Here is a 21,788-nt window from a genome sequence, read left to right on the forward strand (position 1 = left end):
TCGGCTTCAACATTGAGTATCACGTTATAAATTGAAAGGGAGATCTATGGCGACCGCGAACGAAATTCTTAAGCAGATCAAGGAAAACGACGTAAAGTTCGTTGATCTGCGCTTTACCGACCCCAAGGGCAAGCTGCAGCACGTCACAATGGACGTTTCCTGTGTCGATGAAGACATGTTCGCCGACGGGGTCATGTTCGACGGTTCCTCGATCGGCGGCTGGAAGGCCATCAATGAGTCCGACATGGTGCTGATGCCGGATACGGAAACGGTTCACATGGACCCTTTCTTCGCGCAGTCTACCATGGTCATCGTCTGCGATATTCTGGATCCGGTTTCGGGCGAAGCCTATAACCGCGATCCGCGCGGCACCGCCAAGAAAGCTGAAGCCTATCTCAAGGCATCCGGCATCGGCGACACCATCTTCGTTGGTCCGGAAGCCGAATTCTTCGTCTTCGACGACGTCAAGTACAAGGCCGATCCCTACAATATCGGCTTCAAACTCGACAGCAGCGAGCTGCCGTCGAACGACGACACCGATTACGAGACCGGAAACCTCGGCCACCGTCCGCGCATCAAGGGCGGCTATTTCCCGGTTCCGCCGGTCGATAGCGCGCAGGACATGCGCTCTGAAATGTTGACCGTGCTTGGCGAAATGGGTGTCACCGTCGAGAAGCATCATCACGAGGTGGCCGCTGCCCAGCACGAACTCGGCATCAAGTTCGACACGCTCGTCCGCAACGCCGACAAGATGCAGATCTACAAGTACGTCGTGCACCAGGTCGCCAACGCCTACGGCAAGACGGCAACCTTCATGCCGAAGCCTATCTTCGGCGACAACGGTTCTGGCATGCATGTGCACCAGTCGATCTGGAAGGGCGGCAAGCCGACCTTTGCCGGCGACGAGTATGCAGGCCTTTCCGAAAGCTGCCTGTATTACATCGGCGGCATCATCAAGCACGCCAAGGCGATCAACGCCTTCACCAATCCGTCGACGAATTCCTACAAGCGTCTCGTCCCGGGTTACGAAGCACCTGTGCTCCTGGCCTATTCCGCCCGCAACCGCTCGGCTTCCTGCCGCATTCCGTTCGGCTCCAATCCGAAGGCGAAGCGCGTCGAAGTCCGCTTCCCGGATCCGACGGCAAACCCGTATCTCGCCTTCGCTGCCATGCTGATGGCCGGCCTCGACGGCATCAAGAACAAGATCCATCCGGGCAAAGCCATGGACAAGGATCTCTACGACCTGCCGCCGAAGGAACTGAAGAAGATTCCAACGGTTTGCGGCTCGCTGCGCGAAGCCCTCGAAAGCCTCGACAAGGACCGCAAGTTCCTGACGGCGGGCGGCGTATTCGATGACGACCAGATCGATTCCTTCATCGAGTTGAAGATGGCGGAAGTAATGCGTTTCGAGATGACCCCGCATCCGGTCGAATACGACATGTACTATTCGGCTTGATCGCCAAGTAGAGAGCTCCGTCGCCGGCGGAGCTTTCCTCTCTCGTCACTGAGGCTCCCGGTGATGTGACACTCATGTGACGAAAGCCTGCAAAAAACTTGATTTGTGCAGGCCCAATCACCAAATCTGGTGATGAAAGGAAGTCGTACCATGAAGACAAAAGTAGCAAAGTTCAGTATCGGTGAAGTGGTCCGGCACAAAGTTTTTCCGTTTCGCGGCGTCATCTTTGACGTCGATCCGGAGTTTGCGAATACGGAAGAATGGTGGAACTCAATCCCTGCCGAAGTTCGCCCCAGTAAGGACCAACCCTTCTACCATCTGCTCGCGGAAAATGACGAAAACGAGTATGTCGCTTACGTCTCAGAGCAGAACCTGGTGAACGATGAAAGCGGCGTGCCGCTTCGCAATCAGCAGGTCTATCAGATTTTCGATCAAGCGCCGTCCGGCCAGTTCAAGCCCAAGATGAGCTTCGCCCACTAAGGCGCTATCGGTCGTGACTTAAAACCCCGCCTCCTCCCGGCGGGGTTTTTGTTTGTCGGCAACAAAAAACCCGGCGCAGGGCCGGGTTCTTGTTCTTTCTTTCGCGGCTGGCAGATTACTGCGCCTTGGCGGCGTTCTGCGCATCTTCCAGCTTCTTGCGGGCTTCCTCGGCCTTTTTCTGCATGCTGTCCTGCAGGCTCTTCTGGCTTTCGGCAAGCTTGTTCGGGGAAACAGCTTCGCCATCAAAGGCGCCGGTAAAGCCTTCGAGAGAAATCTTGATCGGGTTCGGCGCGCGGCGGAAATTGATCGACGTGAAGATCACGTCGCTACCCTTCTTGAGGCCTGCGATCATGGCATCCGTCAGGGGAACCTCGGCGGTGCACTTGTCCGGCAGGCAAACAGCGTAGTCGAGCTTCTGGCCCTTGTTGTTGTCGACCTGCATCATGATGCCCGGAGGGATCAGCCGGGCGCTCGGCACGGATACCTGCAGAAGCTTGCGGTTGATCTTGCCCGAAATCGTGATGAGGCCGACGGCTGTGACGAGCTGGCCGCCATTGGCGAGGATCAGGTTCTGAACGACGCAGACATCGTTGTCCGCCTGCTTGCTGCAGGTCTTGTACCAGCCAAGGCGCGGCGCACCGGCAGCCTGAGCCGGTGCGTCTGCTGAGGCATCCTGTGCGAAGGAGGATACCGGGGCCGAAGCCACACCGAAAGCGAGTGCCAGAACGGACAGAGCTGCCCGCATTTTCTTATCTGATTTGAACAACATAACGGATTCCGTCTCCTGATACCCATTAGGGACCGCGATGCGCCGTCCTCTCCATCCGGGGCTATTCGGCATTCCACCTCTTAAAACATTAAGGCAAATGCATGACCCCAGAACTTCGAAACACCTGTTACATTGGGGCGATCCAGATATCCAGTATTTCTTTGGCAATTTCGGGGTGGCCGAAAGATTCCGCCCTGTGAACGTTCGATTTTCCGCCGCGCATGCTAGTCTTCGGCCGAATCGTGCCTTGCCGGAAAGGATTGTGAGCATGCTCCGGGTCATTCTCCCCATAGCCTTTACGCTTTTTTGCGGCGCCGTTGCTGCGGCCCCGCTGCACGGCATCGCCATGCATGGCCAACCCTCCCTGCCCCCTGACTACAAGCATTTCTCCTACGTCAATCCGGGCGTGAAGAAAGGCGGCAAGATCACCTACGGGGTCGTCGGCACTTTCGACAATCTCAATCCGTTCATTCTGAAAAGCATGCGAACCACGGCGCGCGGCATGTGGGATCCGGAATACGGCAATCTCGTCTATGAATCGCTGATGCAGCGTTCCCGGGACGAACCATTCACGCTCTATGGGCTGCTTGCCGAGACGGTCGAATGGGATGAAGACCGCACGTTCATTCAGTTCAATCTCAATCCGAAGGCCAAGTGGTCCGATGGGCAGCCGGTGACGCCTGAGGACGTCATATTCTCCTTCGAACTGCTGCGCGACAAGGGACGCGTGCCCTTTGCGAGCCGGCTGAGCCTCGTCTCGAAAATGGAGAAGATCGGCGAGCATGGCGTGCGCTTCACCTTCAACGACAAGGCGGACCGCGAAACGCCGATGGTCTTCGGGCTGATGCCGGTGCTGCCGAAACACGCCATCGATCCGGAAACTTTCGACCGTACCACTCTCGTGCCACCGGTCGGCTCCGGGCCCTACAAGATCAAAACGGTGAAGCCCGGCGAAAGCATCACCTACGAACGTGATCCGAACTACTGGGGCAAGGATATCCCCTCGAAGGTCGGCATGGACAACTACGACCAGATCACCGTCCAGTATTTTCTGCAGGACACCACCCTTTTCGAGGCATTCAAGAAGGGCGATATCGACGTCTATCCCGACGGCAGTCCCGGGCATTGGGCGACAGCCTATGACTTCCCGGCAGTTTCCTCCGGCACTGTGATCAAGGATACGTTCCAGCCGAAGCTGCCAAGCGGCATGTTCGGGTTTGTCTTCAACACACGGCGCCCGGTATTCGCCAATGCCAAAGTTCGCGAAGGGCTCTCGCTGATCTTCGATTTCGAGTGGGCGAACAGGACGCTCTATTCCAACGCCTACAAGCGCACGCAGAGCTTCTGGCAGAATTCGGCGCTGTCGAGTTTCGGCGTTCCGGCCGATGCCCGCGAGATCCAAATGCTCGGCCCGATCAAAGAGAAGATTGACCCGGCCGTTCTCGACGGCACCTACAAGCTTCCCCTAAGCGACGGCTCCGGGCGCGACCGCAATGTGTTGAAGCAAGCGCTGCAGACGCTGAAAGAAGGCGGCTATTCGATCAAAGACGGAAAGATGGTGGATGCCAACGGAAAACTGCTGGCTTTCGAGATCATGACGCAGAACGCCGACCAGGAGAAACTTGCCATCGCCTATCAGCGTTCGCTTCACGCTTTGGGCATCGCTGCCTCGATCCGCACTGTGGACGATTCGCAATATCAAAGCAGAACCAATAGTTTCGACTATGATGTTATTCTAAAATCTTATCCGTCATCGCTCTCGCCCGGAAACGAACAGCTCTCCTATTGGTCGTCGGCTGCGCGCGACCGCCAGGGGAGTTCAAATTTTGCCGGCGTTACCGACCCTGATGTCGATACGCTGATCAGGCATATTCTCACCGCCCGCTCCGACGAGGACTTCACGGCCGCTGTCCGTTCGCATGACCGTTTATTGCTGTCCGGGCATTACGTGTTGCCTCTCTACCATCTGGACCAGCAATGGATTGCGCGCAACAAGCGGATCGGCCGTCCGGATGGCGCGCCGCTTTACGGCTACCAGCTTCCCGTTTGGTGGGATCAGAGCGTCCAATAAGTCTGCCGGAAGTGGTTCCTTTTTCCTGCCCGGTTGAAGTCTGGCCTGTCAGGGCATAGATGGCTTGGAAAGACTCCGGGATATCGAAAGGAAACCACCATGGAACGTATCACCATCGACGTCGTATCGGACGTCGTCTGCCCATGGTGTTATCTGGGCAAGGCGCGGCTGGAGCTTGCGATCGCGGAAGTGCAGGATGAAATCGGCGTCGACATCAACTGGCGCCCCTACCGACTGAACCCCGACTATCCGCTGGAAGGCGTCGACCAGAAGACAATGCTGGAACAGAAGCTCGGCGGCGCGGAGCGTGTGGCGCAGGCGCATAAGACGCTTACCGATCTCGGCCGCGAAGTGGGTATCAATTTCGATTTCCAGGCGATCAAGATCGGCCCCAACACGCTCGATGCGCACCGGTTGATCCAATGGGCGATGATCGAAGATCGCGACAAAGCGGACAGCGTCGTCACTGCGCTGTTCAAGGCGAATTTCGAGGAAGGCCGCAATGTCGGCGATCATGCGGTGTTGCTCGACATTGCCGAGAAAGCCGGTCTCGACCGTGCCGTGATCGCCTCGCTGCTTGCCTCCGACGCGGACCGGGACTTGGTAATCGCCGAAATCGACGCCGCGCAGAAGATGGGCGTGAATGGCGTGCCGTTCTTCATCTTCGACCAGCAATATGCCGTCAGCGGCGCGCAGACGCCGGACGTGCTGGCCGGCGCGCTCCGCGACATCGCCAAGGCGAAGGCCGAAGCGCGCGCCGGATTGAATTGACCTGCCCTACGGCTTGGCCATTTCGGCCAGTTGCGTCATGATGACGGCTGCGGCCTGCAGCCGTTTTTCCGGCGCCGGCAGGTCGCGGTTCAAAAACAGGCTGTGGTCGGGGCGTATCTTCGCCATCGCTCCCTGCTTGGCGATATAGCCAACCAGATTTGCCGGGTTCGGGAATTCCTTGTTGCGGAACTGGATGACCACGCCCTTCGGACCGGCATCGAGCTTTTCGACATTGGCCACGCGGCAAAGCGACTTGATGTAGACGATCTTCAAGAGATGCTGCACCTCGATCGGCATCGGACCGAACCGGTCGATCATCTCGGCACCGAAGGAATCGATCTCCTTGAGTTCGGTGATCTCGCCCAGGCGGCGGTAAAGCGCCATCCGCAGATGCAGGTCCGGCACATAGTCGTCCGGGATCATGACGGGCGTGCCGACCGAAATCTGCGGTGACCAGCCGGTGTCATGGATCTCGTCGACACCCTTCACTTCGGCGACCGCCTCTTCCAGCATCTGCTGGTAAAGCTCGAAGCCGACTTCCTTGATGTGGCCGGACTGTTCCTCGCCGAGCAGGTTGCCGGCGCCACGGATATCCAGGTCGTGGCTTGCGAGCTGGAAGCCGGCACCGAGCGTGTCCAGCGACTGCAGCACCTTGAGGCGGCGCTCCGCAGTCGGTGTCAGCACTTTGTTGACCGGCAGCGTGAAGAGCGCGAAGGCGCGAACCTTCGATCGGCCAACGCGGCCACGGAGCTGATAGAGCTGCGCCAGACCGAACATATCGGCGCGGTGGACGATCAACGTGTTGGCGGTTGGAACATCGAGCCCGGATTCGACGATCGTCGTCGAAAGCAGCACATCGTAGCGTCCCTCGTAGAAGGCATTCATCACGTCTTCTAGCTCGCCAGCCGGCATCTGGCCGTGGGCAACCGCCACCTTCAGCTCGGGGAGATCCGAGCGCAGGAAGGCGTGGACGTCTTCGAGATCGGCGAGGCGCGGGCAGACGTAGAAGCTCTGGCCGCCGCGATAATGCTCGCGCATCAGCGTTTCGCGAATAACGAGGCTGTCGAACGGCGAAATGAAGGTGCGTACCGCCATGCGGTCGACCGGCGGCGTTGTGATCAGCGAGAGCTCGCGGACACCGGTCATCGCCAGCTGCAGCGTGCGGGGGATCGGCGTGGCCGACAGCGTCAGGACATGCACGTCGCTCTTCAGTTCCTTCAGGCGCTCCTTGTGCTTGACGCCGAAATGCTGCTCCTCGTCGATGATCAGCAGGCCGAGATTGGCGAATTTGATACCAGCGCCGAGCAGCGCATGCGTGCCGACGACGATGTCCGTCTTGCCCTCGGCGACTTCCTTCTTTGTAAGAGCAAGTTCCTTCGAGCCGACAAGGCGGGAAGCCTGCTGCAAACGGACAGGCAGGCCGCGGAAGCGTTCGGAAAACGTCTTGAAGTGCTGGCGAGCAAGCAGCGTCGTTGGCACGACGACGGCAACCTGAATGCCGTTCATCGCTGCGACGAACGCGGCGCGAAGCGCCACTTCCGTCTTGCCGAAACCGACGTCACCACAGACAAGGCGATCCATGGGGCGACCGGCGGCAAGATCCCCGCGCACCGCCTCGATGGCGTTGTCCTGATCTTCCGTCTCGTCATAGGGGAAGCGTGCCGCAAACTCGTCGTAAAGCCCTTCCTGCGTCGTCAGGACGGGTGCATGGCGCGTCAGGCGCTCGGCGGCGATGCGGATCAGCGCGTCTGCCATGTCGAGGAGGCGCTTCTTGAGCTTTGCCTTGCGCATCTGCCATGCGCCGCCGCCGAGCTTGTCGAGCTGGACTTCAGTGCTCTCGCCGCCATAGCGTGAGAGGAGATCGATGTTTTCGACCGGCAGGAAGAGCTTCGCGTCGTCGGCATATTGCAGCTCGAGGCAGGCGCGCGGGGCGCCCGCGGCCTCGATCGTCCGCAGACCGACGAAGCGGCCGATGCCGTGTTCGGCGTGCACGACGATTGAGCCTTCATCGAGCCCGGCAACTTCCGAAATGAAATCGGCGGCGCGTTTGCGGCGCTTGGTACGGCGAACCATGCGGTCGCCGAGAATGTCCTGCTCGCCGATGACGATCAGGTTGCCGGCCTCAAAGCCAGACTCGAGGTTGAGCACCGCCGCAGCCGCCTCACCTCGATCCAGCGAGTCGACGGCCTTCAGAGTTTCCACTGTCTTGACGCGTTCCAGACCATGTTCATTTAGGACCTGCAGCAGGCGTTCAAGCGAGCCTTCCGTCCAGGCGGTGATGAGAACCTTTGCGCCGCTTGCCCGCTTGTCGGCTATGTGCTTGACGACAATGTCGAAGATGTTGACGCGCTCAGCGTTGCCGTCGCCGCTTTCGGCACTCGTACGCGCCCAGCGCTCTCCCTGACGCGCATCGACATTGACAACGCGCCGTGCCTCGCCCTCGTGCTCGTTGAAGGGCGAAATCCGCATGGCATTGAATACATCCAGCGTTTGAGCAAAGCTCTTGCCGTCGAGATAGAGCTGGCCGGGCGTGATCGGCTTGTAGGGTGTCCCCTGCGCCATCTGACCCTTTGCCTGCTGGCCGGCATTCAGGCGCGCATCATAGTAGTCGAGAACGAGTTTGGAGCGCTCTTCCGCCGCCTCGCGGACGGTGTGATCCGTCACCAGACGAAAGCCCTTCAGATAGTCGAAGACCGTCTCGAGCTTTTCATAAAAGAGCGGCAGCCAGTGCTCCATGCCGGGATAACGACGGCCCTCGGAGACGGCAAGGTAGAGCGCATCGTCACGCGTCGCGGCACCGAAGGCCGACAGGTAGTTCTTGCGGAAGCGGCTGATCGTGTCGGGAGTCAGCGTTACCTCGCTCATCGGGTTGAGGTCGAGGGAGCGCACCTGCCCCGTCGTGCGCTGGCTTGCCGGATCGAAACTGCGGATGCTTTCGAGCGTATCCCCGAAGAAGTCGAGACGAACGGGCTCTTCCGCGCCCGGGACGAAAACATCGAGAATGCCGCCGCGCACCGCGTATTCACCGACTTCGCGCACCGTCGCGACGCGATCGAAGCCGTTGCGCTCCAGCCGGCCGGCGACGTCGTCCATGCGGACCTGATTGCCGGGACGGGCCGAAAAGCCCAGGCTTTCGATCACATCCTGCGGCGCAACCTTCTGCAGCATGGCATTGACCGTCACGAGGACGATTGCCGCATGCGGCTTCTTGCGGTGAGCGATTAGGCCGCTGAGAGCTGCCAGGCGGCGGGCGGAGGTATCGGCGCTCGGAGAAACACGGTCATAGGGCAGACAGTCCCATGCCGGCAGCGTCAGCACCGGGATCTCGGGGGCGACGAAGCCGAGCATCTGTTCCAGATCGGCCATGCGCTGCCCGTCAGACAGCACGTAGGCGACGGGCTCGCCGGCGCGTGCAAGTTCCGCCAGCAGAAGCGGCTCCAGGCCGGACGGCACATTGCCGATCGTCAGCGGCTCGGCAGCGGCTGCGAGCTTACTTCCATCAAATCCTGGGATCATTCCGGTTTCCTGGATGCGGTATCCGCCGGGTACTGAAAATCCGGCTTGAAGGCGGCGAGGCGCTCGAACATGGGTGTCTGAAAACGCTCCGGCACCGGCCAGGTTCCCATGACCCAACGCAGAAGGTCGTTGTCCTCCTCGCCCATGATGGTTTCCAGCTCGTCAAGCTCGGCCTCGGAAAGCGAGGCAATCTCGGCCTCGGCGAACTGACCGAAGACCAGATCCATCTCGCGCAGCCCGCGATGCCAGCAGCGAAAGAGTATCCGTCGGCGGCGCGGATCGAGACCGGCACTCGAGAGTGTCACACCTGTCATGGCATTACCTTCCTGTTGATGGGCCTCTATAGCCCCTCGAAAGCGGCTTGTCAGCCTTGCCAATGCCCTAATGTTCATCGCATTTTGCAGCATGCGCCCGGCCATTCTCGATCCGCTGTTTTCCCCCGTTTCGGCTCTTCCGGGCGTCGGCCCGAAGATCGCCGAGCTGTTGGTAAAGCTGCTCGGGCGCGAGGCGCCGGAGGATACCCGGATCATCGATCTGCTCTTCCATGCGCCGCATTCGCTGATCGACCGGCGCAACCAACCGGGAATTGCCCGCGCCCCCCAAGGTGCGATTGTGACGATCACGGCGCGTGTCGACCGGCATCAGCCGCCTCCCCGGGGAAAGAGCAATATTCCCTACCGTGTCTTCCTTCACGATGAGACGGGCGAATTGTCGCTCGTCTTTTTCCGCGGTCAGGCGGGATGGCTGGAGAAACAACTCCCGATCGACGAGGAGGTCATCGTCAGCGGCAAGATCGACTGGTTCAATGGCCGGGCAACAATGGTCCATCCGGATTACATCGTGAAGGCAAGCGATGCGGAAAACCTGCCGCTCGTCGAGCCGATCTACCCGCTCACGGCCGGGCTCTCGCCGAAGACCCTGCGCAAGATTATCGAGGCGGCGTTGCCTCGGATACCGCAACTGCCGGAATGGACTGATCTTTCGCTGACACAGAAGCAGGGATTGCCTTCGACCGCCGACAGCTTTCATATGCTGCACGAACCCCGCGACCCCACGGACATCGACCCGCAGGCCCCTGCCCGGCGAAGACTGGCCTATGACGAATTTCTTGCCGGTCAGTTGTCGCTCTCGCTCGTGCGCCAGCGGCTTCGCAAGGTCGCCGGGCAACCTGTCCATGCCACCGGCGAGATCAGCCGGAAAATCCTCGACACGCTACCTTTCTCCCCGACGCGCAGTCAGACAGAGGCCGTTTCCGACGTTCTAAAGGATATGGCTAGCGAAGACCGTATGCTGCGGCTTCTCCAGGGCGATGTCGGCTCCGGCAAGACTCTGGTGGCGTTGATGGCAATGGCTGCCGTGATCGAGAGCGGCGGACAGGCCGTGCTGATGGCGCCCACCGAAATTCTTGCGCGGCAGCACCACGCGACGATCTCGAAGTTCGCGGCCTCTGCCGGTCTCGGCATCGAAGTGCTGACGGGCCGAACCAAGGGGCGCGAGCGCGACGACATTCTTGAGCGGATCGCCTCCGGCGCGGCCCAGATCATTATCGGCACGCATGCGCTCTTCCAGGACAGCGTCAACTACAAGAACCTGATGCTGGCGGTCGTTGACGAGCAGCATCGCTTCGGCGTCCATCAGCGTCTGAGGCTGACCGCGAAGGGTATCTCGCCGCATATGCTGGTGATGACCGCCACCCCCATTCCGCGCACACTGGTGCTTGCGGCCTTCGGCGACATGGATGTCTCGAAACTCACCGAGAAACCCGCAGGCCGCAAACCGATACAGACGATAACGGTTCCCAGCGAACGGACCGGCGAGATCGTCCAGCGGCTGAAGAGCGCGCTTGCCGAAGGCAAGAAGGCTTACTGGATCTGCCCGCTGGTCGAGGAGTCCGAAGAACTCGACCTGATGTCGGCCGAAGAGCGGCATTCCACGCTTGTCTCTGCTCTCGGTCCGGGCATCGGTCTGATCCACGGCCGCATGAGCGGGCCGGAGAAGGATGCCGTGATGATGTCGTTCAAAAGCGGCGAACTGCGGCTGCTCGTCGCGACGACCGTCGTCGAAGTTGGTGTCGACGTGCCGGACGCGACGATCATGGTGATCGAGCACGCAGAACGCTTCGGACTGGCGCAGTTGCACCAGCTTCGCGGACGCGTCGGCCGCGGCGACGAGGCATCGACCTGCATCCTGCTCTACAAGGGGCCGCTCGGCGAAACCGGCCACGCTCGGCTTTCGATCATGCGGGAGACGGAGGACGGCTTCAGGATCGCCGAGGAGGACTTGAAACTGCGTGGCGAAGGCGAAGTGCTCGGCACCCGCCAGTCGGGCACGCCCGGCTTTCAGATCGCCAGCCTGGAGGCCCATGCCGACCTTCTGGAGATCGCCCGCAAGGACGCCGCCTATGTGATCGAGCGCGACCCAGACCTGACAAGCGAACGCGGTACGGCGATCCGCACGCTGCTCTATCTATTCCGGCGCGATGAGGCGATCCGCTTCCTGCGTGCGGGCTGAGTGCGGACGCGACATGCGCGTCCGCTTGTTTCGGTAGAGGTTACTTGCCCGACAGTCCCGGCAGGGTGACCTGATAGACCTGGAACATGGTGTCGACGTCCGCACCACCTTCGGCCTTGTAAGCTGCCCCGACCTGGAAACCATCCTGCGTGAAGAAGTCGTTGTCGTTCGCCACGAATAGGAAGTAGTCGTCCGGCAGGTTTGGATCCTTGACGCTTACGAGCGACACCGCCTCCCACTTTTCGGACAGGTTGTTGCGGTCGTTTGGTGCGCCGTTGTGCAGACCGAAGCGGGCAAGCTGAGCGTTGTCGTTCATGTCGATGAACGGCGTCAGCGTTGCAGGCTTGACCGAAGGATCCACGACACCCTTCGGAGCGACCGGCTTGGCGCCGTCGAAATCGGTTCCGAGAATGTCGGTCGCGGCCGAGACATCGACGATGCCGATATTGCGATAAAGCGAGGTGTCGCCCTTCAGCATCGAACCGTTGCCGCTGTCGCGCGACAGCATCAGGAATTTCGTGTCAGAGAGCGCGACGATTTCACTCTGCGCGGCGATGGTCGTCTTGCCCTTGGCATCCTTGAAGACGGGCAGCGGCACGACATATTCGTGCACCATCTTCAGATGCGCGAGGTCGGAGGCGTCGTAGATCATCGCGCGCGTATTCTGGCGGGTCGAGCTGGAATCGCCACCATCCTGACGGGCCGCCGACTGCAGCACGGCGATCACATACTTGCCGTCCGGTGTCATCGCCATGCCTTCGAGGCCCTGGTTATTCTGACGGCCGGTATCGGGATCCTTGGGATCGGGGGCAGCCGCGCCCGGGCCGGGATTGTTCGATGCAAAGCTCAGCGTGCCCTTGCGCATCGGCAACAACGCCTTGGAGGGCTGGGTAGCAGACATCAGGTGACCATCGGCGGAAAAGCGGTAGATATAGGGGCCGTATTCGTCGCTGATGAACATGGAGCCGTCCGGCAGACGAATGATCGCTTCGTTGTCGAGGGCGACCTTGCCGTTCGTCGCTTCAGGCAGCGGCGGCATGTCGCCGGCGGCTGCGCGAACGCCGGATTCCGGGTCGAGGCCGGTCGTATCCGCACCCTTGTCGTCCACGAGCATCATCGTATCGGCGAGCGTAGCCTGAACGCCGGACTGCTCCTTGCCGGCCGGAGGCGTTGCGCCCGGCGCTACCGGCGTGAACGTAATGTCGATCGTATTCAGACGTGGGCGATAATCGGTCGTTCCAACGGCATTGTAACCGCGGTCGGGCAGCAGCCACAGCGAGCCCTTGTAGGTATCGCCATCGCGCGTCCAGCTCGACTCGTCGATCGACATGCCGGAACCGGAGCCAAAGGTTTCGCCGAACTTGTCGCGCTGGTTCGACGGCATGCGGCCGATGCCGACGAGACCTTTATTGACGAAAGTCGTGGCGCCGACAGTGACAGAATTATCGGCAAGCGCGGCAACCGGCGTCAGAGCGGCGGATGTGATCAAGGCTGCGGCCAGTAACCGAAGCCTTAGAAAATACGAATATTTCATGGGGCAATGTCCTCTTGATAAAAGCTTTTTCGGAAAGGATTTCATCAGGACGCAAGCCCGTAGGCCGCTTCGAAATATGAACGGCTCGCTTCGGTGTTTATGAAGCTGTTCGATGAGATTGCGCCCGAAAGCCTCCCGAAGAGCGGTGTAGGGCGGCAACGTGATACTTACGTGACAGGCTCAGAAGTGCGGATCAGGTTTCCGCGGGCGCTCGCAACTGTTTGCGGGAACGCTTTTCCTTCGCGGCCCGGCTTGCAAGTTCATCCGGCGCCACAAGTCCGCCAGAGATCAAAAGCTTTGCCGCATCTTCCGGCGACATGTCGAGAACAACGATCTTTTCGCGCGGGACGAAAATCAGAAATCCGGCCGTCGGCACCGGGGTCGGCGGCAGGAAGACGCTGACCATATCATGCCCCATCGCGTTGAACTTCGTAGCGATCTCTCCCTTCGCATCAGTGGCGATGAACACCAGCGCCCAGAGGCCGGGGCTCGGATATTCGATGAGGCCTACCTTCTTGAAGGAATTGTTTTGCTCCTTCAGCACCGACTCAAATATCTGCTTCACGCTCTTGTAGATGCTGCGCACCAGCGGGACGCGGTGTACCAGCGACTCTCCGAACTGCACGATGCCCCGGCCAATGAGGTTTTTCCCCAGGAAGCCGATGATGGTGATGAAGATCATCGCGATGATCAGGCCGGAACCGGGAACCGCAAAATTCAGGTAGCTGTCGGGATCGTAACGGGCGGGAATGTACGGCTTCACCCAGCTGTCGGCCCAGCGGACAATCGACCATGTGAGCCAGAGCGTGATCGCGATCGGGGCACAGATGATGAGGCCCGCCAGGAAGTTGTTTCTAATGCGCGTTGCTATCGGCAATCGGTGCAGTTTGTTCGTCATCGCTCGCGATGAACTCCCTTGGGTCTACCGGATGTCGTGATCAGGCGCCCCCGCACCTGCCGAACGAGGCTGCCAGAATTCGACACCTTGTACAAGCGGTGCAGCCGCCTTGCGGTTCACTCCACCGTGACCGATTTCGCGAGGTTTCGCGGCTGATCGACATCGGTGCCCATGAACACCGCGGTGTGGTAGGCAAGCAATTGGATCGGCAGGGAGAATATCATCGGCGCGATGATCTCGGGAACGTTCGGAAGCGCGATCGTCGTCATGGTCGGCAGCTTGGACGCGGCAGCGCCCGCTTCGTCGGTGATGAAGACGATCCGCCCGCCGCGGGCCGCGACCTCCTGCATGTTCGAAACGGTCTTGTCGAAGAAGCGGTCGTAAGGCGCGATGACGATGACCGGCATATTCTCGTCGATCAGCGCAATCGGCCCGTGCTTCAATTCGCCCGCCGCATATCCCTCGGCATGGATATAGGAAATCTCCTTGAGCTTCAGCGCGCCTTCCATTGCCAGCGGGAAGCTGGTCCCGCGGCCGAGATAAAGCACGTCACGGCACTTGGAGAGCTCACGCGACAGGCTTTCCATTTGCGGCTGCACGAGGTTCAGCACACGGCTCATGATGCGCGGCATTTCGGCGAGATGGCGCACGAGCGCCTTTTCTTCGTCCGCGCTGACGGTGCCGCGCGCCTTGCCGGCGCTGATTGCGAGCGATGCAAGGACCGCCAGCTGGCAGGTGAAGGCTTTGGTCGAGGCAACGCCGATCTCAGGGCCGGCCATGATCGGGAAGACGGCGTCGGATTCGCGCGCAATGGTCGACTCCTGAACGTTGACCACGGCTCCGATTTTCAGGCCATGGTCCTTGCAGTAGCGGAGGGAAGCCAGCGTATCGGCGGTTTCACCCGATTGCGAGATGAAGAGTGCTGCCTGCGACGGCTGCAGCGGCATCTCGCGATAGCGGAACTCCGAGGCAACATCGATTTCGACCGGCAAGCGGGCATAGCGCTCAAACCAGTATTTGCCGACCAGGCCAGCGAGATAGGCCGTGCCGCAAGCCGAGACAGCGAGGCTGCTTACCGTCCGGAAGTCGATCTCCGATGCATTGGCAGCAATCGTGTTCTCAGCAAAATCCATGTAGTGGCTGAGAGCGTGGGAAATCACCTCAGGCTGCTCGTAGATCTCCTTCTCCATGAAATGGCGATGGTTGCCCTTGTCGACGACATAGGCCGCCACCTGGGAAATCTGCCGCGGGCGGTTCACCGGCTTGCCAGAAAAATCGACGATCGTAGCACCCTCACGGGTGATGACCGCGCAGTCGCCGTCGACAAGATAGGTGATGTCGCTGGTGAAGGGTGAAAGAGCGATCGCATCCGACCCCAGGAACATTTCACCATTTCCAAAGCCAACAGCGAGCGGCGGGCCGGAGCGCGCGGCCAGCAGCGTGCCTGGATCGTTCTTCAGCATGACAACGAGCGCATAGGCGCCCGTCACGCGGTTCAGCATCTTGAGCATGGCCGCGCGCGGCTCAAGTCCCTCGCGCAAATACTTCGCCATCAGATGAGCGACGACTTCGGTGTCCGTCTGGCTTTCGAATACCGCACCATCGGCACTCAGTTCGTCGCGTAGCTCCGAGAAGTTCTCGATAATGCCGTTGTGGACGACAGCCACGCCTTCGACGAAGTGCGGGTGTGCATTGGTCTCGTTCGGAACGCCATGGGTTGCCCAGCGGGTGTGGGCGATGCCCGTCGTGCCGAGGAGCGGCTCGGCGTCGAGGCGCTTCTCCAGGTTGAAGAGCTTGCCCTCGGCGCGGCGGCGATCCATCACGCCGTTGTGGATCGTCGCAACACCGGCGGAATCATAACCTCGATACTCGAGCCGCTTCAGCGCATCCACCAACCGCTCCGCAACAGGACGACTGCCGACGATGCCCACGATACCGCACATGAAAATGTCCCCAACGCTTTGAAATAACGAGACCAGTACCTAGCGATTTCCTGTTATTTCTCAATCGCTCAGCTGGTCACTTTCGATTTCCGGCCGTTACTCAGCCTTGGCTTTTTTTGCCGCCTTGATGGCCAGTGCGCTTTCGCGAATTGCCTTGGCGCGCTCAGGCTTCACCTCCTGGCGAGCCCGGCCGAAGGCGAGCGCATCGGCGGGGACATCGTCGGTGATGACACTGCCGGATGCAATATAGGCGCCGTCGCCGATGCTGACCGGAGCAACCAATGCACTGTTCGAGCCGATGAAGGCATTGGCGCCGATTCGGGTCTCGAATTTGTTCACGCCGTCATAGTTGCAGGTGATAGTGCCCGCGCCGATGTTAGTACCCGCTCCGATGACCGCATCGCCGATATAGGTCAGATGGTTGACCTTGGCGCCCTCGCCGATCTGGCCGTTCTTCACCTCGCAGAAGTTGCCGACCTTCGAACCCTGGCCAAGATCGGCGCCGGGACGCAGGCGGGCAAAAGGACCGACCGCCGCACCCGCCCTTACATGCGCACCTTCAATATGGGAAAAGGAATGGATCACCGCGCCGCCGTCGATCACCGCGCCCGGACCGAACACGACGTTCGGCTCGATCAGCGCATCCTGACCGATGACGGTGTCGTACGACAGGAAAACCGTTTCCGGCGCGATCATCGTCACGCCAGAGATCATCATTTCCTGACGGCGGTGCTCCTGCCAGAAACGCTCGATCGCTGCGAGTTCAGCCCTGTTGTTGCAGCCGGTCATTTCGACTTCCGGGGCATCGACGGCGGTCACCCGGCCGCCCAGCGAACGGGCGATTTCGACGAGGTCTGTAAGGTAATACTCACCCTTTACATTGCCGTTTCCGATCCGCGCCAGCAGATCGAGCGCCTTGCGGCCGTTGATCGCCATCAGGCCGCTATTGCACCATTTGACGGCGCGCTCGGCGTCGGTCGCATCCTTTTCCTCGCGGATCGCGATCAGTTCACCATCTTTCACCAGCAACCGACCGTAACCGGTCGGCCGGTCCGTATGGAACCCGATGACGGCGATGTCGCTGCCTTCCGCCAGCGCCTGACGCGCCGCCCTCAACGGACCTTCGGTCTGCAGCGGCACATCGCCATAGGTCACGAGAATATCGTCGTAGCCGCGGGCAATCGCCTCGCGTGCCGCAAGCACCGCGTGCCCGGTTCCAAGACGCTCCTTCTGCAGATGCGCCTCGACCTCGACGCCGCCGATGCTGGCTGCCTTGGCGACCTCTTCGGCATCGCGCCCGACAACGAGCGCGACGGAGGAAATACCTGCCTTTGCCACGGCCTCCACGACATGTGCGATCATCGGCCGGTTGGCGACCGGATGCAGCACCTTCGATTTTGAGGACTTCATGCGAGTGCTATCACCGGCGGCAAGAATAACGGCGAGGCAGGTGCGTTCCATGGCGGGCTCCGAGAATCCATTGTTCGGCAACGTTCTGCCTCATAGCAGCAAGGCGAACCGTCGACAAAGATGAAATTGGTCAGGCCGAGACCCGGGTGAGCGCCGCGTAGGCATCGCGAACGCGCCCCCGGCCTTCGATGATGACGGCTTCCATTGCCGTGCGGGCGGCCGGGACATCGCCTGCAACGATCGCATCGACAATGCGCATATGCGTATCGGCGATGTTGGCGAAGCCGTTCTGGGACGGCGGCGTGCTGAGCCGGAACATGCCAACCAGTGCAGCCTCGATCAGGCTTCCTAGCGTGCGCATGAACGGATTGTGGGAGGCATCCGCGACTGCCAGATGGAATTTCAGGTCGGCGAACGCGAGACTTTCTGCCGTGTGGCCGGGTTCGGCCATATCGAGCGCCAAGGCACGCAGCGTGGCGATGTCATCGCCGTTCGCGCGCTCTGCAACCAGCCCGGCGGCGAAAGGCTCCACGGCAAGCCGAATGTCGTAGAGTTGCAACAGGAATTCTTCGGTAACGCCGTGATCGAAATGCCAAGCGATGATCTCGCTGTCGAACATGTTCCAGAAGGTCTTCTCGGTGACCCGGGTGCCGACCCGCGCCTTGGCGACAACCATGCCCTTGGCCGCGAGCGTCTTCATCGTTTCGCGAAGAACCGTTCTGGAGACCTTGAAACGCTGCGCAAGCTCGGCGTCGCCAGGCAGAATCGAGCCGACCGGATAGGTCCCGGCCACGATAGCCTTGCCGAGCTCATCTACGACCTGCGCGTGGCTGGTGCGGGTCCTGCGACCGCTCCTTCGTGTCTCAAGCAATCGGTTGCGCAAGTAACAAGTCCTCCGTCAGGCGTACCTCTTGTTCAGGCTGGAAACGAACAGAATGGCCTTTTGCATCAGAATAAACGCAAAGAGCAAAAGGCCGATAAGGATTTTTGTCCACCAGCTCGAAAGCGTCCCGTCGAAGGTGATGTACGTCTGAATGAGCCCTTGTATCAAGAGACCGATAAAAGTTCCCGCCACGAATCCCGCTCCCCCCGTCAGCAGCGTCCCCCCAATGACCACCGCGGCAATGGCGTCAAGTTCCACACCGACCGCCGCCAGCGAATAGCCGGCAGAGGTATAGAGCGAAAAGACGATTCCCGATAGTCCCGCCAGAAAGCCGGAAAGCGCGTAGATGCGGATGGTGGTAGGGCCAACCGGCACACCCATTAACTCGGCCGTCTGGACGCCGCCGCCGAGCGCGTAAACGTTTGCTCCAAAGCGCGTGCGATGCGCGATGAAGATGCCTGCGATGAAGACAAGCAGCATGATGCCGCCGATCAGCGTCAGGCGTCCGCCGCCCGGGAGGCGGTAGTAGATGCCGGTCAGCGTCGAATAGTATTCGTGCTCGATGGGGATGCTGTCGATCGAAAGCACATAGGACATGCCACGGGCCAGGAACATGCCTGCCAGCGTCACGATGAAAGCCGGCATCTTCAGATAATGGATCACGGCGCCCATCAACCCGCCGAAAGCGGCCGTGATGACGAGAACCAGCGCGAATGCGGCGAGCGGATGGATCGAGGTGTCCCGCAGGATGACGGCAAGGAATACGCCCGTGAAGGCGATGACCGAGCCGATCGAGAGATCGATGCCGCCTGAAATAATGACGAAGGTCATGCCGACGGCGGCAATGCCGAGGAATGCATTGTCGGTCAAAAGATTGCCGGCGACACGGGTCGACAGCATGTTCGGGTATTGCAGCGCGCAGGCCACATAGGACAGCACGAAGATGACGATGGTCGCCAGCAGCGGCAGGTATTTCGAGTTCATTTCGACAGCTCCGCTCTGACTTCCGGCTTGCGGCTGAAGAAGATCGCCGTGGACTGCAGCGCCGGCGACTGGATGATCAGGATGACCAGGACGATCACCGCCTTGATGATGAGGTTGAATTCAGGAGGAAAGCCCGAGAGCAGAATGCCGGTGTTGACGGCCTGAATAATCATCGCCCCGATGAGCGAGCCAAGAATGCTGAAGCGCCCGCCAAGCAGGGAATTGCCGCCGACGACCACCGCGAGGATCGCATCAAGCTCCAGCCAAAGACCCGCATTGTTCGCATCTGCCCCCTTGATGTCGGCCGCAACGATGATGCCGGCCACGGCCGCGCAGAGCGCGCTCAGCATGTAGACCGCCATCAGCAGGACGGGAGTGCGAACGCCGGAAAGCCTGCTAGCCCGGCGGTTTATGCCGATTGCTTCAATCAGCATGCCAAGAGCGGTGCGGCGGACGAGCAGGATCACCAACGCACCGGCGACCAGCCAGATCACCACGGGCATCGGCAGGTAGGCGAAGGAACCGCTGCCGAGGAAGATGAGCCCCGGATCATTGAAGGTCATGATCACACCTTCGGTAATCAGCTGGGCGATGCCACGCCCCGCCACCATCAAAACGAGCGTGGCGATGATCGGCTGGATATTCAGGATCGCGACCAGGAAACCGTTCCAAACGCCGCAAAGCAATCCGGTGCCGAGGGTCACGATCAGCGTGTAAGCAAGCGAATTGCCGGAGACGATCAACGATGCTGCAACCGCGCCGCAGATCGCGATCACTGCGCCGACAGAAAGATCGATGCCCTTCGTCGCGATGACCAGCGTCATCCCGATCGCAAGCAGTGCGACCGGTGCGCCGCGATTGAGAACGTCGATCAGACTGCCATAGAGGCGGTCATTCTGCACCACGACATTAAAAAACTGCGGGAACATTATGAAATTCAACAAAAGAATAACCGCAAGCGCAATCAATTGCGGCGCGAGGCGTATGGCAAGCGCCTTGAGCGAGGAACTCATGCATCCTCCATTTTCTTTTCAGCGGCTGCGATTGCATCGATGATGGCGGCTGCAGTCACGCGGTCTCCGGCAAGCTCGGCAATATGCTCGCGGTCGCGAAGAACAATGACGCGTGAACTGTAGGCGACAAGCTCTTCCAGTTCTGAGGAAATTACGATCAGAGACATGCCCTTTGCACAAAGTTCCTCGATCAGCTTGATGATTTCTGCGTGGGCTCCGACATCGATGCCACGCGTTGGTTCGTCGAGGATCAGAAAATCCGGATTGGTAGCAAGCCAGCGAGCCAGGATGGCCTTCTGCTGATTGCCGCCCGAAAGCAGGCGGATCGGCTTCTCGCGGTCGGTGGTGCGGATATCGAGCGCCTTTATATACTGGTCCGCGAGGGCGTTCTGCTCGCTGCGCGAAAGCGGCCGCGCCCACCCGCGGCGAGCCTGAAGCGCCAGCGCGATATTTTCGCGGATCGACAGGTCGCCGATGATTCCATCGGTCTTGCGGTCTTCCGGGCAAAAGCCAAAGCCGTTCATGATCGCGGCACGCGGGCTTGATAGCGCCACGGCTTTGCCATCGATCTCGGCCTTGCCGCTATCGGCGCGCTCTATGCCAAAGAGAAGTTCCGCAGTCTCGGTGCGTCCCGATCCCAGCAGGCCCGCTATGCCCACTACCTCGCCGGTGCGAACGTCGAGATTGAATGGCTTCACCTTGCCGCGCTTGCCATACCCTTCGAAGCGGTACTTGGTATCGCCAACTGCAACCGCACGCTCGCTTGCCGCCTGTTCCGTCTGGGCCAATTCGCGGCCGAGCATCATCGGGATCAGCGCCTGCCGAGGCAAGTCCGCCGTCTCCCGGGTGCCGACCAATCTACCGTTGCGGAGCACAGTGATGCGATCGCTGATTTCATAGACCTGCTCCAAGAAGTGCGTAATAAAAACAATGCCTAACCCACGCATCTTCAAGTTCTTTACGATGTCGAAAAGCATCGCGACTTCGTGGGTATCAAGGCTTGCGGTCGGCTCATCAAGGATCAGGACCTTTCCGGAAAGATCGACCGCCCGGGCAATGGCGATCACTTGCTGAACGGCGACGGAGAAGCGATCGAGCTGCGCCGTTACATCGATGTTCAAGCCATATTGCGCCAGGAGCTCGCGTGCCATCCGGTTCATGGCGCGGGCATCGACCATCCCAAGACGCCGGGGCTGGCGGCCGAGGAAAAGGTTTTCTGCAACACTGAGATTGGGAAGGAGGTTTACCTCCTGATAGACGGTACCGATGCCAAGCTTCTGAGCGGCCAGCGTATCGGCAGGATCGATCTGGCTGCCTTCTAGCGCGAGCCGTCCCTCGTCGCGGCGATAGGCGCCGCTCAGGCATTTGATGAGCGTCGATTTGCCGGCTCCGTTTTCACCGAGCAGCGCATGCACCTCGCCCTTGCGAAGCGTGAAATCAACTTTGTCCAGCGCCACCGCGCCGGGAAAAAACTTCGATATTCCGGACGCGGCGAGAATGTTCTCGAAATCGTGAATCATGGCTCGGTATTTTCCTGATATTGACCCCT

At 60.2% G+C, this 21,788-nt stretch carries 16 protein-coding genes; 5 read left to right on the plus strand and 11 right to left on the minus strand.

Annotated elements, in window-relative coordinates; all coding sequences use genetic code 11:
- Nucleotides 1–46: 46 nt before the first annotated feature.
- Nucleotides 47–1,456 (plus strand): type I glutamate--ammonia ligase, encoded by a 1,410-nt coding sequence (glnA, locus tag HGP14_RS25795; protein ID WP_168832725.1) that lies wholly within the window; start codon nucleotides 47–49, stop codon nucleotides 1,454–1,456.
- 150 nt (nucleotides 1,457–1,606) lie between these two features.
- Nucleotides 1,607–1,936 carry a heat shock protein HspQ gene (gene hspQ, locus HGP14_RS25800; protein WP_168832726.1) on the plus strand — a complete coding sequence of 110 codons (330 nt, stop codon included), beginning with the start codon at nucleotides 1,607–1,609 and terminating at the stop codon, nucleotides 1,934–1,936.
- Between the two features lie 115 nt (nucleotides 1,937–2,051).
- Here the strand turns inward: hspQ and HGP14_RS25805 are convergent, their stop codons facing one another.
- A complete protein-coding gene (locus HGP14_RS25805) occupies nucleotides 2,052–2,705 on the minus strand; it encodes an invasion associated locus B family protein (RefSeq protein ID WP_168832727.1) in 654 nt (217 codons plus the stop codon).
- Between the two features lie 268 nt (nucleotides 2,706–2,973).
- Between HGP14_RS25805 and HGP14_RS25810 the strand changes: the two genes are divergently transcribed.
- Together HGP14_RS25810 and HGP14_RS25815 are read left to right on the plus strand one after the other, a co-directional pair.
- On the plus strand, nucleotides 2,974–4,776 hold the full coding sequence (locus tag HGP14_RS25810) for an extracellular solute-binding protein (protein WP_168832728.1): 1,803 nt from the start codon (nucleotides 2,974–2,976) through the stop codon (nucleotides 4,774–4,776).
- Between the two features lie 99 nt (nucleotides 4,777–4,875).
- Complete coding sequence (locus tag HGP14_RS25815) at nucleotides 4,876–5,547, plus strand: DsbA family oxidoreductase (protein WP_168832729.1); 672 nt, start codon at nucleotides 4,876–4,878, stop codon at nucleotides 5,545–5,547.
- 6 nt (nucleotides 5,548–5,553) lie between these two features.
- Here the strand turns inward: HGP14_RS25815 and mfd are convergent, their stop codons facing one another.
- Together mfd and HGP14_RS25825 are read right to left on the minus strand one after the other, a co-directional pair.
- Complete coding sequence (mfd, locus tag HGP14_RS25820; protein WP_168832730.1) at nucleotides 5,554–9,063, minus strand: transcription-repair coupling factor; 3,510 nt, start codon at nucleotides 9,061–9,063, stop codon at nucleotides 5,554–5,556.
- Nucleotides 9,060–9,377, minus strand: coding sequence for a succinate dehydrogenase assembly factor 2 (locus tag HGP14_RS25825; protein ID WP_168832731.1), 318 nt, complete (start codon nucleotides 9,375–9,377; stop codon nucleotides 9,060–9,062). Before HGP14_RS25825 ends, mfd begins: the two co-directional genes overlap by 4 nt.
- A gap of 91 nt (nucleotides 9,378–9,468) precedes the next feature.
- On the opposite strand from HGP14_RS25825, the gene recG reads away from it, so the two are divergent.
- Entirely contained in the window at nucleotides 9,469–11,574 is a 2,106-nt protein-coding gene (gene recG, locus HGP14_RS25830; protein ID WP_168832846.1) for an ATP-dependent DNA helicase RecG, read from the plus strand.
- A gap of 40 nt (nucleotides 11,575–11,614) precedes the next feature.
- On the opposite strand, the gene HGP14_RS25835 is transcribed toward recG, so the two are convergent.
- The 8 genes from HGP14_RS25835 to ytfR form a co-directional block, all read right to left on the minus strand.
- Nucleotides 11,615–13,108: an esterase-like activity of phytase family protein gene (locus tag HGP14_RS25835; RefSeq protein WP_168832732.1), complete on the minus strand. Its 1,494-nt coding sequence runs from the start codon at nucleotides 13,106–13,108 to the stop codon at nucleotides 11,615–11,617.
- Nucleotides 13,109–13,301: 193 nt separating this feature from the next.
- A complete protein-coding gene (locus HGP14_RS25840) occupies nucleotides 13,302–14,006 on the minus strand; it encodes a DUF502 domain-containing protein (protein ID WP_168832733.1) in 705 nt (234 codons plus the stop codon).
- 116 nt (nucleotides 14,007–14,122) lie between these two features.
- The gene (glmS, locus tag HGP14_RS25845; RefSeq protein ID WP_168832734.1) at nucleotides 14,123–15,949 is read right to left on the minus strand and encodes a glutamine--fructose-6-phosphate transaminase (isomerizing); all 1,827 of its coding nucleotides are present in this window, start codon (nucleotides 15,947–15,949) and stop codon (nucleotides 14,123–14,125) included.
- Nucleotides 15,950–16,045: 96 nt separating this feature from the next.
- On the minus strand, nucleotides 16,046–17,410 hold the full coding sequence (gene glmU, locus HGP14_RS25850) for a bifunctional UDP-N-acetylglucosamine diphosphorylase/glucosamine-1-phosphate N-acetyltransferase GlmU (protein WP_168832735.1): 1,365 nt from the start codon (nucleotides 17,408–17,410) through the stop codon (nucleotides 16,046–16,048).
- Between the two features lie 79 nt (nucleotides 17,411–17,489).
- Complete coding sequence (locus HGP14_RS25855) at nucleotides 17,490–18,242, minus strand: FadR/GntR family transcriptional regulator (protein ID WP_168832736.1); 753 nt, start codon at nucleotides 18,240–18,242, stop codon at nucleotides 17,490–17,492.
- A gap of 15 nt (nucleotides 18,243–18,257) precedes the next feature.
- The gene (gene yjfF / locus HGP14_RS25860; protein WP_168832737.1) at nucleotides 18,258–19,226 is read right to left on the minus strand and encodes a galactofuranose ABC transporter, permease protein YjfF; all 969 of its coding nucleotides are present in this window, start codon (nucleotides 19,224–19,226) and stop codon (nucleotides 18,258–18,260) included.
- Nucleotides 19,223–20,239: an ABC transporter permease gene (locus tag HGP14_RS25865; protein ID WP_168832738.1), complete on the minus strand. Its 1,017-nt coding sequence runs from the start codon at nucleotides 20,237–20,239 to the stop codon at nucleotides 19,223–19,225. Before HGP14_RS25865 ends, yjfF begins: the two co-directional genes overlap by 4 nt.
- On the minus strand, nucleotides 20,236–21,759 hold the full coding sequence (ytfR, locus tag HGP14_RS25870) for a galactofuranose ABC transporter, ATP-binding protein YtfR (protein ID WP_168832739.1): 1,524 nt from the start codon (nucleotides 21,757–21,759) through the stop codon (nucleotides 20,236–20,238). The genes HGP14_RS25865 and ytfR overlap by 4 nt, the downstream gene beginning before the upstream one ends.
- Nucleotides 21,760–21,788: the final 29 nt, after the last annotated feature.

This window comes from Rhizobium sp. P32RR-XVIII, assembly GCF_012641395.1.
Taxonomy (GTDB): Bacteria; Pseudomonadota; Alphaproteobacteria; order Rhizobiales; family Rhizobiaceae; genus Rhizobium.